At 36.6% G+C, this 12,872-nt stretch carries 6 protein-coding genes; all 6 read right to left on the bottom strand.

Annotation, left to right across the window (positions count from 1 at the left end):
* Window positions 1-13: 13 nt before the first annotated feature.
* Window positions 14-1,591 (bottom strand): glycoside hydrolase family 43 protein, encoded by a 1,578-nt coding sequence (locus tag J0383_RS05030; RefSeq protein ID WP_207297350.1) that lies wholly within the window; start codon window positions 1,589-1,591, stop codon window positions 14-16.
* Between the two features lie 236 nt (window positions 1,592-1,827).
* Window positions 1,828-4,110 carry a glycoside hydrolase family 127 protein gene (locus tag J0383_RS05035; protein ID WP_207297351.1) on the bottom strand — a complete coding sequence of 761 codons (2,283 nt, stop codon included), beginning with the start codon at window positions 4,108-4,110 and terminating at the stop codon, window positions 1,828-1,830.
* A gap of 69 nt (window positions 4,111-4,179) precedes the next feature.
* The gene (locus J0383_RS05040) at window positions 4,180-6,705 is read right to left on the bottom strand and encodes a glycosyl hydrolase 115 family protein (protein ID WP_207297352.1); all 2,526 of its coding nucleotides are present in this window, start codon (window positions 6,703-6,705) and stop codon (window positions 4,180-4,182) included.
* A gap of 48 nt (window positions 6,706-6,753) precedes the next feature.
* On the bottom strand, window positions 6,754-9,471 hold the full coding sequence (locus tag J0383_RS05045) for an alpha/beta hydrolase-fold protein (protein ID WP_207297353.1): 2,718 nt from the start codon (window positions 9,469-9,471) through the stop codon (window positions 6,754-6,756).
* Window positions 9,472-9,709: 238 nt separating this feature from the next.
* Entirely contained in the window at window positions 9,710-10,942 is a 1,233-nt protein-coding gene (locus J0383_RS05050; RefSeq protein WP_207297354.1) for an SGNH/GDSL hydrolase family protein, read from the bottom strand.
* Between the two features lie 74 nt (window positions 10,943-11,016).
* On the bottom strand, window positions 11,017-12,744 hold the full coding sequence (locus J0383_RS05055) for a glycoside hydrolase family 43 protein (RefSeq protein ID WP_207297355.1): 1,728 nt from the start codon (window positions 12,742-12,744) through the stop codon (window positions 11,017-11,019).
* Window positions 12,745-12,872 lie beyond the last annotated feature (128 nt).

Genomic DNA, 12,872 nt, shown 5'->3' on the forward strand with positions numbered 1-12,872 from the left:
TTTTCTATCAAGATTAATTCGCTTCTGAAATTTTATCCTCCAAACGGAAATAATCAAAATCAGCAAAACCTCCTGCCGTTTTGGTAGCGTAATTAAACAAGCCAAATCGGTAACCCATAAAATGCGGAATGGTATAGGGCATCTTAATTGGTTTTCCTATAGCAATCCATTTTTTTCCGTCTAAACTGTAGTAGAATCTTCCTTGATCGGCTTGGTTTTTAAAATTGCATTCGGCTTTAAAATATATTTTGTTCTGATTTAATAAAACACTTTCTATTTCTTTCGGATTTCCTTTTTCGGCCTCTACCATGATTATTTTTTTTGCCCCTTGCTCCATTCTTACTCCAACCAAACCAAAATCTTTTTGCAGCAGCGAAAGACCGGCAAAATCTCCTTCTTTCAGATTAGAAAGCTCCAGCATAGTAGTTCCAAAACATACTGGACCAAAAGTTCTCTGAGTCAAAATGTTTTTTATCTGCGTAAAACTGCTGTCAATTCTAGATGTTTTTAGTCTCAAATAGCCTTTTCTTTCTTTAACCGACCAAGAGACATTATCTGGATTATGATTCCATTGCCAAACCAACGGCAGATCATTTTCTCCATTTTTACGTGTAAATTCATCAGAATTTACAATTCCTAGAATTAGGCTTTTATTGGCCGGAAGGTCTAGATATTGCGGCACTTTACCATTTTCTCCCAAGATTGGCCAGCCGTTTTCCCATTTTACAGGAACTAGATACGGAATACGCCCTACGCCTCCAGCATCTCTAAACAAATACGAAAACCATCTGCCATCTGGAGTATCGATAAGTCCGCCCTGCGCAACGCCCAAATCCTGCAGTCCGATCTTCCCTTCCCAAGGCCCTTCAATAGCATCTGCTCTGTGTATAATTACGGTACGCATGCCATTTTTGGGCCAGCAGATATTAAACAGATAATATTTTCCCTTAATTTTAAAAAGCTGCGATCCTTCTGCCGGAAGCATAATCTCGCTTTGCGCAGGCGCATTGGCATTTTCTATTAAAACTTTCTTGGTTTCTTCTTTTACTGCTGACAAATCCTCTTTTAATTCGACTATTTGAAGTTTTCCGCCTCCCCAAACCAGATAGACTTTGCTATTATCATCAAAAAAGAGAGAGTGATCGTGATAAGAATTGTTTAAAACAATCTTTTTCCAAGGACCTTTTTCAATATCTTTTGTAGAAAAAATATAGGTTTTGCCTGTTGTTCCCGAAAAAGTGCTCACATAATACATTCCGTTATGATAGCGCAGACTGCTCGCCCAAGAACCTCTTCCGTAATCATTTTTTCCGTTATCTAAATTCAGCCGGTCATCTTTGTCTTCTAAAGTTTGGTACGCATAATTAACCAGACGCCAATTGACTAAGTCGCTAGATTTCATAATCGGAACTCCGGGATTCATGTGCATGGTTGTACTGCTCATATAATATGCGTCCTCCACTCTGATTATCGATAAATCAGGAACATCTGCAAAAATAATAGGATTCTGAGCTTTATCTTTTTGAGCCTGACTTGTCAAGATAGTTAAGCCAATCGCCAGAACCGTATATATAAAATCTTTTGTTTTCATAGTTGTTTTTCGTTTTTCTAAAAAGTATCAGACGGAGATATTAAAATTTGATCTAATGCATAATTGTTTTTAACACATAGAAACATAGATTTTGTAAACTTTAAAAAAGGCGTTTCACTAATTTCAATTCACATAGCTATGTGTTAAAGCTTGCTTTTTTCTATAATCTCAAACAAAAGCAATAAAAAATCTATGTTTCTGTGTGTTAAATTTTATTCTTAATTACCACAGATATATTAATCCGTTACAATTCTAAGTTGAGCAAACTTTGGACTGGTTTTCCCTTCTTTTGCTACAATTTTAATGTTCAGCACTTCGCTATTTTCTATTTTTATTTTGATTGTTTTTTTATCAGAAGCGATTATTAGTGCTGGTTTTTCATTAATCAAAATCGTACTATTATTGCTGTTGAATTCATCCAAAACAATGATCTGCAAAAACTGGCCTTTTTTGTTTTTATTCAGCATTTGATACGAAATATAAGAACGGGTATTGCGCCAAAACTTTCCGTCCTCGTAACCCGAATTGCTTTTTTCTCCTTTATACAAATGATCTACTTCTGGCTGCTGCTCCCCACAATTTATTTTATCTATTGTTTTGGCTTCTAAAGCCATAGCTTCTTTTTCCTGCTGCTTCAGCAATTCCTGCTTTTCCTTATATTCTTCTTTAGAGTAGGTTTGAAAATACATTTGATAACGGGCATCGTGCACTTCAAAAAAAGGTTCTAATTCTAATGAATCCAAGCTATATCTTAAATTTCCTGTTTCTTTGAGTTTCGAGATATAATCTGCTTTTTCTCCAACCAATGCATAAGCTTCATCAAGCGGCATAAATTTTCCTTTCGCCACATGTCCCATTCGGCTGTCATCTGCATACAGACCATCTAATCCTTCTGTTGAAGTTTTGGCTGCCAGTACAATTGGCCCTTTTACAAATGCACTCCAATTAGATCCGTCTGGCAGATTTTCTAAATGCAGCGTTGTTTGAAATTTCATTGCTATTTTATCTCCCGATTTCCATTTTCTTAAAATCGCAACATATTCAGACGATTTAGAGGTTATTTTTTGTTCTTTTCCGTTAATGAATATTTCAAAACTTTCGGCCCATTTTGGGTAACGGATATTCAAAGCAAAGGTTTTTGCTTTTTTAAGTTTTAAAACTAATTCGGTCTGATTTTCATACGGAAATTTTGTATTTTGTTCTAGTTCTATCCCATTTTCTTCCCATTTTAAAACCGACGGAATAAAAAGATTTACAAAAAGATCATTTTTTGAATGGCTGTAAATCAATTCGCCATATTTGGTATGATTTTCAAGTCCAATTCCTACACAGCACCACATGCTGGTTTGAGGCTGCGAATACACGCGATAATGATTGGGACGAATAGGCGTAAAATAAACAAAACCTCCTTTTTCGGGATGTTGGCTCGAAAGGATATGATTGTAAAGTGTGCGCTCGTAAAAATCCAGATAATGCACATCGTTTTTATCGAGAAACAAAGCTTTGGCAAGGCGTTCCATATTGTACGAATTGCAGGTTTCTGGACCTTCATTTGATTTCACCATTCCGCTGAAATCGTTTGTCGGATTAAAATGTTCCGAAACGCTATTTCCGCCAAATGCAACGGTTCTTTTTTGGGTCACATTATCCCAAAAATATTCTACGGCATCCGACCATTGTTTATTATCCGAAAGAACCGCAATTTTCTCAAAGCCAACCACTTTAGGAATCTGCGTATTGGCATGCAAACCCGTCAGTTTATCTTCTTTTTGCAACAACGGATTTAAAAATGCTTTATGCGATAATTTCTCCGCCGTTCCAAGGTATTTTTTGTTTTTGGTAATGATATACAAATCGGCAAAAGATTCATTGATGCCACCATGTTCTGTTGCTAAAACTTTCTGGATTTGCTCATCTGAAAGCGGACGGATTAATTCTATAAACCAATCTCCTAGTTTGATTACGATCTCTTTGGCTTTCTCGCTTCCCGTATAGTGGTACGCATCAATAAGCCCTGCAAAAAGTTTGTGAATGTTATAGATTGGCACCCAAGTATTGTTCAATCCGAAACTGCTTCCGTCGATATCTCCTTTATGGATTCGATCCCAAAAAACTTTGCCTTGCGGAATGCCTCCAACGTAACCATTGCCATTTTTATCCTGACAGCGCGCCAGTTCTGAAAGCATATAATCTAACCTATTTTTAAGTTCTGCATTTCCTGTCGAGGCATACATCATGGATAAGGCCGAAAGATAATGGCCGCCAATATGGCCGTCCAATCCTATGCTTTCCCAATTTCCGTAACGATCTGCTTTCGGCGGAAGCCCTGATTCTAATAAATAGGACGCTAAAAGTTTATCTGGATCTAATGCTAAAATGTACTTAAGATCTACATCTTGTGCATTTTTAAATGGCCCCTCTTTTAGTCTTACTTCGGTTAAATCAAATAACTGCATTTGGGCTGATATTTTAGTTCCGATGAATAAGGCGAATAGGCAAAACAAAATTTTGTTTTTCATTACAGATTTAGTTTAAAGTTATAGAAGATACAAGATAAGATTTTCTCTTTTTCGTCAAATATGCAAAATTTATTGAGACACTCGTTCACTTTCTGGGGCTCCTAAATACGAAGGTTTTAAAGCTCCTGTATCGATTAGTATTTTTTGAAGCACAATTCCCGGATCTAAAACTCTGAAACGAAGCGTATGTTTTCCGGATTTCAGAATCGTATGTTTTGTTGTGGAATGAATCATGTGCTCTGCCTGCCATTTACCTAATTCTCCTTTATAATGTCCGTTAAAATTGACTAGCTGCGGTTTTTCGCCATCAAAAGATATTTCATATCGAAGTCCTTTGTTGCTGTTAAAATTAAGGGTTGGAGCTAGTAAAAGTTCAACATTGCATTCTCCCGATGAAGCAAAATTAATCTCGTATTCTACAAATATATTATCTTCTGCCGTAGGATAACCACTTTGCGGAAAGGTTGTAATGCCGCTCTGTGTTTTTCCAAAATCTGGAATTACTTCCCAATGTATTCTTTTAGAATTATTCATTTTAGAAAAATGTTCGGCATAAATAGAAACGTAACCGTCTTTTTCTACAAAAACTTTCGGAGATACTATTTCGCTATCCGATAAGTATTTTACCTCTGGAAGAATATTTTTAGGACCATCATGCCAAGCTTTGTATCCTATGCGCATTTGATCCATCATGTGAGGCCATTTGCCTCCTGAAATCTCATTATTGTATTTGTTTTGAAGAATCGAATCGCGTTCAAATTTAATTTTAACCTCATCTGCATAATAATTGGCAAGACTATTTTTTTGCTCTGCCAGTTTCTTATTTTTTGCTTGCGCGAAATACATTTCATAAAGATTGCAGCAGGCATCTATTGGATATAAAACCAGCTGAAAATAAGCGTCTTTATATTCGTCAGGAAGTTCGCTGTAAATTCTATAAGCATCCAATGCCAAGTTTTTATAATCGTTTACAACAGTTTCAAACTCATTGTAGTTTTCTAATGAGTAGGTTTTGCTGTCCAGCATTTCTGGAGTCACACGGCGATTGAATTTTGGATAGGTATTTAATAATCTGGCGATTTCTTTAGAATATTTGCTTCCAAACTGTTCTGCTGTCCAGTTTTCTGTGTATTGGAAAAGATTTTGAGAGTTGAATTTTTTAGGATTCCAAGCCATATCTAAAAAGAAGCTGATTGGAAATTCCATTGGTTTTAAATCGCCCACATTCACAATCCATACTTTGTCTACTCCGTTTTCATAGCTCAGGTTCATCTGTTCCCAAACTCTTTGTATTGGACTTATGTTAATCCATTTTGAATTTCTTGGCGCGCCAACATAATCAAAATGATAATACATTCCGTATCCGCCTTTGTGCAAAGGTTTAGAAAGATCTGGAAGTTTGCGGACATTTCCCCAGTTATCATCACAAAACAAAAGAATTACATCATCAGGAACGCGCATTCCCTGATCGTAATAATCTTGAACTTCTTTGTATAAAGCCCAAACTTGAGGTGTTTTACTGGCACTTTTACCCGTTTCTTTCTCAATAATTTTGCGCTGTTCTTTTACAATATTTTCCAACAGACTTATATTAGTACCTTCACTCATGGCTTCATCTCCATCGCCACGCATTGCAATGGTTACGAGTTTTTCCCAGTTTTTGCTTCGCTGAATACCTGTTTTCCAGAATTCGTCTAAAACCCTTTTGTTTTTGGAATAATCCCAAATATTTGGCAAATTATTTTTCTTGATGTAACGGCGCCAATCGGTTTGTGCCAAAGCCATTGGTTCATGATGAGAAGTTCCCATTACGATTCCCATTTCATTTGCAAGAGGTCCGCTGGCTGCATCATCATCATAAAACGCATTTCCCCACATGGCTGGCCAGATGTAATTGCCTTTCAGTCTCAGGATTAATTCAAAAACTTTTTCGTAAAATTTGCTGTTGAAACCGCCAAAAGTAGCTTTTGCCCAACCGCTTAAGGCTGGCGCTTCGTCATTAAGAAAAATGCCTCTGTACTTTACGGCAGGTTCTCCTTCTGTGTACGTTCCTTTAATGAAGTAAATGTTTTCTTTGTGTTTTACAGGCACATCAGCCCAATAATACCAAGGCGAAACGCCAATTTGTTTAGACAATTCATACACTCCGTAAATGGTTCCGCGTTTGTCGCTTCCTGCAATTACAAGCGCTTCGGCTACTCCTTTCAAAGGATTTTTAACCTCTTGTATGATGAATTTTTCATTCTTGCCTTTGAGTTCTTTTCCATCAATTTTTTTTTGTTTAATTAAATCATCAATAACCGAGTTAGATCCCATCATTCCAATAATAATGAGCGGTGACGAAACATTAGGATTTTGATTCAAAATATTGGGGCGCTGACCTGTAACTTTTTCAAAATCCAACTGAAGATTATTTACAGCACGCAAAACTCCCGCATCTAAATTTGAATTTACAAAAAAAGAAAGTGAAAGCGATTTTTCTTTCAGCACCATAACATTCTGGCTTTTATCTTCTGTTATAAAAGATTGAGCTTTAGACATCGTACTTACTAAAACAATAATAACTGTGCTTATAAATTTACGGTAGGTTTTCATGAATTGCTTTTTATCAATTTGTATATCAAATTTTTAAATCTGCTTTTTTTATTTGAAAAGTAACTGTGAGTACAGGAATAAATCATGTCTCCATACTGGCCAAGTGTGTCCGCCAGGATATTCACTGTAACTGTATTTAATGCCAAATTGATCGAATTTCTTCGTCATAATTTTACAGTTCTCGTAGGCTATATCTTCTTTTCCTCCCATCGAAATCCAGAAATTCTTTAGATTAGCATTAATAGTCTGTGCATTGTTTTTCATAAAATCATATTGAGGATCTGATAATTTTGGGTTGTTTGCCCACCAGCCAGAACTGAATACTCCTAAACTTGAAAACATAGCCGAATTTTGAATTCCGGCATAAAGCGTTTGCAGCCCGCCCATTGATAAACCGGCTAAAGCTCTATTTTTACTGTCTGCAGCCACTTTAAAATTGCTTTCTACAAAAGGTATTGCTCCGTTTTTGAGCTCGTTTTCAAATGCTTTTAATGTTTCTGCACCAAAACCTGCAATACCGCCAGTATTGCCCATATTTCCATCAAGCATTACAATAAGCATTTTCTTTGCTTTATTTTCTGCAATCAAATTATCCAAAATCAAATTTGCTTTTCCTTGAGTGCTCCATCCTCTTTGATCTTCGCCACCTCCATGCAAAAGGTATAACACAGGAAATTTTTCCGATGAAGTTTCATATCCTGGCGGCGTATAGACATACATTTCACGCCATGAATTGGTTCCTTTTGAAAAATATTTCATTATTCGTACCTCGCCATGCGGAACAGCTTTCAATTCATAAAAATCACCATCTCTTTTCGGAATTTCAATTCCGCTTGCCATACGGCTCATGCCATAAAAAGTCTCGCTTGACGGATCTGCTACTGCCACGCCGTCAATTAAAAGCGAATAGTAATTAAACCCTCCATTTATTACATCGGTTGTAACATTCCACACGCCTTGTCCATCTTTCTGCATATCGTATTTTCGTCCCAAATCGATCTGCACTTTTGAGGCTTCTGGCGCATTGACCTTAAAAATCACTCTGTTATCTGGAAATATTTGAGGATATTTGGCATTGCGAATATTAGTTTGCGCTACAGTCCCTAAAACAGTATATTTTGCAAAACTTGATTCGTCAACAGGTTTGAACAATAACTGCGAAAACATGTATAAACCGTTTTTCCAAACTTTAAAATCATGAACGCCCGGCTCGAGATAATAAATGTGAGGCACATTATTTTTAAATAGATAATCGTGTGTGCGCTTGCTGTTTTCAAGAAGCCAGTCGTTATCTCCGCAAGAAATCCAAAGCAGTTTCAGTTTCTTTTTTGTTTCTTCAGGATTCGGCACTAACTCTTCTGTTTTCTTAGTGTTTGGAGCCGAAGAGAATCCACCTATCCAAGCAAATTTATCTAGGTTTGTTAAACCGAAATTCAAAGACTGTCCTCCTCCCATAGAAAGTCCTGCAATGGCACGATGCTCTCTATCTTTTAAAACACTGTATTTTTTTTCGATAAAAGGAATTAAATCCTTCAATAAATCATTTTCAAAATCTGAAAATGCCTGCACTTTGTCTGGCGCCATTATATTTCCTGTGGCGCTGTCATCTTTCATGGCTCTTCCGTTTGGCATAACCACAATCATGGGTTCTAATTTTCCTTCTGCATACAGATTGTCCAATATAATCTGCGGGTTTCCTCCGTTTAGCCATTCTTTTTCATCTCCACCAATTCCGTGCAAAAGGTATAAAACCGAATATTTTTTGTTTTTAGCATATCCAGGCGGCGTATAAACCGTTGCTTTTCTGACCGTTCCAACTGTCTTTGACTCATAGCTTACCGTTTCTACTTTTCCTGCTGGAACTGCTGGATTTAGCTGGTCAAATCCAATTGGCGCCTGAACTATAAAAGGATCATTTGGGTTATTGGATTTATACCCTAAAAGCGAAAGCATTTTTTCGGCATAACGTCTTCCTAATTCTCTATAGCCTGCCGGGTTAAAGTGCAGAAAATCTGGAGCAACCGCACAGCCTTTTGAAGAAATCACATACGACGTTGGAATAGTTTGAGGCAGAGTTGCAATGATTTTATTCATGCTAGCGCATTTTCCATTTTGGTCTTCGTTTACCGTTTCTCCAGAAAGCAGAGGCACTTTTTTAGGATCTAAGTTCAGATCTTTCATCAGATTGTCGTACACGATTTTGACCTTTTTTGTCCATAATGTATCACCTGTGTTAGATTCTCCCTGATGCAGTAAAATTCCTTTTATGACTCCTTTTTTTTGTGCAATTTTTGCCATTTCCACAAGTCTTGCATACGGACTGCCATTATATTCTTTAATCATACCCAGCATCCAATCTGGCGCTGTTTTCATATAATTATCAAAATTGTCTTTATCAAAAAGTTCTATTTTGCATCCTCCTACAGCAACATTTACCACTCCCACTTTTATGTTTTTAGGAAGATTGGCAACCATAGTTCGTCCAAAATTGTCTGTTAGCGTCAATCCTGTTTTACATCGGCATAATGGCGGTATTGCGGTGTACCATTTTCCCATTTCGCGATTCAAATCTGGGCAGTTTACTGCTTCCAGAACCTGAAAACGAGGATCTACATTTAGTTTGTCTTCAGCTTCTATTGGAGCCGCACCTTCCATATTGGACTGTCCAAAACTTAAATAAACATGAAAATTTGGATCTTGAGAATATCCCTTCTGCCCCATAAATAAAAGAACAGCAACTGCGAAAAATCTAATTATTGATTTCATGATATCTTGTTAAATTATTGTACTGCCAGAACAACTGGCTGATATATCTTTTTACTAATGGTTAACTCGTTGCGTGAAATTACTTTTAACCCATAGAATCATAGTCCCAAAGTATCATTAAAAAAGGCGTTTCACTAATTTCAATTCATTTAGCTATGTGTTAAAGCTTGCTTTTTCGATAATCTTAAACAAAAGCAATAAAAATCTATGTTTCTATGTCTTAAAAATTAAATCTGTTTTATTTAAATAAATTTAAATCTATTACTTCACCCATTCTCTGATATCCTAACTCATTGGGATGCAAAAAATCGCCATCATGCATATTGCCTAAAATGGTTTTAGCATCTTCTTTTGAAGCCATTTCTTTGTCGAAATCGATTACCGCATCAAAGTTGTTATTTCGAATCCATGCATTTACAATATCTCTCGCCTCTTGTTTAAAAGGCGCGTCGTAAAATGATTTTTGAAAAGGCAGAATCGTGCATCCGTATACTTTTAAGCCTTTGGCATGCGCCTTTTGTATCATAATTTTATAAGCGTCTATAATTTCCTGTGCTTTTGCAGGAGCATCTTCAGCTCGTTTAATTCCACCTATATCATTTATTCCTTCCAAAATTACAAGCCATTTCGCCCCTGCTTGCGAGAGCACATCGCGATCAAAACGTTCTAGAGCCGTTGGTCCAAGTCCACCTTTTACAACACAATTTCCTCCTATTCCTAAATTTAAGACTCCGATATTTTTAGTCGTTTTATTTGCCGCAAGTCGAGCTGCCAAAATATCGGTCCAGCGGTTTTGCTTGTTTGTTCCAGATCCACGTCCGTCTGTAATGGAGTTTCCTAAACAAATGATATTCGATGTGTTTTTTGATGCCATAACATCGAGTCCCATAATAGAATACCAATGATCTGTTTTTACTGCACCCGAAAAAATGTCATCGCTAAGATGATCGCCTGGCAAAATATACGAAGTTGTTCTCGAGCCAGGATGCCCGGATGTTTTTTCTGATGAAACTCCATAATAAATAGTGATGGCAAGAAGCTGACCTTCTTTTAACTGAAAATTCAAGTCATCTGAAAATACCTCAGCTCCCGGCTGTACTATTATTTCTTGATTTCCATTAAAGCTGAGAATCTTTTGCGTGTTTTTATCAATTGCTGGAGCTTCAAGCGCATTGGCTATGCTGACTTTTTTTAAAACGGTAGGCTGATCGCTAAATAAATTGGAGAAGCGCAGTCGAATATGTTCTCCTCCAATCGAAACTTTTATAATTTGGCGCAATGTATTTTCGGCCAAACCTGGAGCTGGAGGCATATTGTGCGGTTCTACAAGCATTTGTGCACACGCCCATGATCCTACCCAATTTACTGAAGCCGACTTTCGAGAAGAATCTACTAATGTCTGATTGGTTTTACATGCTGTTATGAAAACAAAAAGCGGTAAAAACAATATATATTTTAAATATCTTTTCATATTTACTTTTAAAGTTTAAAAGATTCTATTCTATCTAAAAGTACATTAATAAAGCACTTCTTTGCTGGCTATTACTATTTTACATTAGAAGTATTAGAAGCAGTAGCATATAGTCCTATCAAAGCTCCTGTGAACCCGCCCGCAACATTTGTCGAAAGAATGTCTCCTGAAACTGGGGTTCCAAGGTTTTGAAAATCAACTCCGTTTAAAGCATAGCTAAACTGGTAATTGTCTCCTTCGGCTTTTACTTGCAGACGTAAAGTTCCTTTGATTTCTATTTTTGCGCTTGAAATAATTTCTGACTGTCCATTTTCAGTTCTTTCTAAAAGTACATAAGTATCTTTTCCTTTTTTTGTTACACCAAAAACATAGTTGTAGTGTTCATTTTGCAGACATACGATTCCTGCCAGATCATTTTCAGATTCTGGTTTATACTCTAATCCTGTTGAAAAAGTAAAAGTATTGTGCTGCTGTCTGTAAAATAAGGTAGAAGTTGGTTTTAATTCTTTGATGTTTACCGGAAACGGATTAATCTGCAATCCTTTTTTAACCACAGAAATAAATTTTTCTCTTGGTCCTCTTAACCCGATCCATCTGTAATCTAATTTTTCTGAAGTAAAATTTTCTGTAAATGTAAAGTTGCCATTAGGGAAAAATCCTTCTTTGCCTGTTTTATTTACCACACCGGTTGGCATTTTTAATTTTGGCCCCATTGGAACTAATCCATTTTCAAAAACAGGAAAAGTGCCAGACCAGTCTACTGGCAGCATAAAGGTTTCGCGTCCTGCATTTACTCTATCTTTTTCATTTGGACGAATTCCTAAAAATACGCCATAATATTTGTTATCGGGCCCAAGTACCAAATCGGCATGTCCTGCCCAATCTACTTTGTTAGGCCTGTTTTGAGGAAAATATCTTTGGGTTAAAATTGGGTTATTAGAAGATGGTTTAAAAGGTCCTTTTGGACTATCGCTGATAAAAACAACTTCGCTATGGTTTCCTCCTGTACCGCCTTCGGCACACATCAAATAATAATGATTGTCTTTTTTATACAAATGAGGCGCTTCGATCCAAATTGGTTTTTTAGAAAGATCGACTCCGCCATCTACTATAATTTTATCTGTACCCGGAATTACCTGATCTTTTTCCAAATCATATTCCCAAACTTTAATTACACGATGCCCAACGTACAATTCTTTTCCTTTATCAGGAGCATCATTATGCACCACATACCCTTTTCCGTTATCATCGAAGAAAATAGACGGATCAATTCCGTTAAAAGCTAATTTAATTGGGCTTCCCCATCCTTTTTTGGGATCTTTAGTTTTTACAATGATATTGCCTAAACCGCCTGTAAAAGCAGTAACAATCATATAGAAGGTGTCATTGTGAGGATTATAAGTAATTCCAGGTGCGTAAACACCTGCACTGATTCCTGTATCGTGAGGGTTAAATTCTGAAACGTTATTCAGTACGCCTCCTAAATCAGTCCAGTTTACTAAATCTTTAGAATGAAAAATCGGCACTCCCGGAAACATCGCAAATGAAGAGCATACCATATAAAAATCGTCTCCTTTTCTAGTAATGGCAGGATCAGGATAACATCCTTGAAGAATTGGAGAATAAAACTCATCTTCTTTTAATGGATTGTTTTTATAAATCTGGTCATCTCCTTTGTATACAACATTTGAAAAAATGGGTGATTTTCCATTTTTTATTTTTTTTGTATTATTCTGCGCCTGCATAAGCAGTGAACACAGCAGTATAACTGCAGGTAAAAAAAAGGCTCTTTTATTGTTCATGTTCATTATTATTAATAAATATCTTGAAAAATAGTAAAAAGCCGAGAGCATGACTCTCGGCCCCAACCAAACTAACTTAGATCTTAATAGAAGTTACTTGTAAGATTAACACTATTATGAATGCTAGT

The organism is Flavobacterium endoglycinae, assembly GCF_017352115.1.
GTDB classification, from domain to species: Bacteria; Bacteroidota; Bacteroidia; order Flavobacteriales; family Flavobacteriaceae; genus Flavobacterium; species Flavobacterium endoglycinae.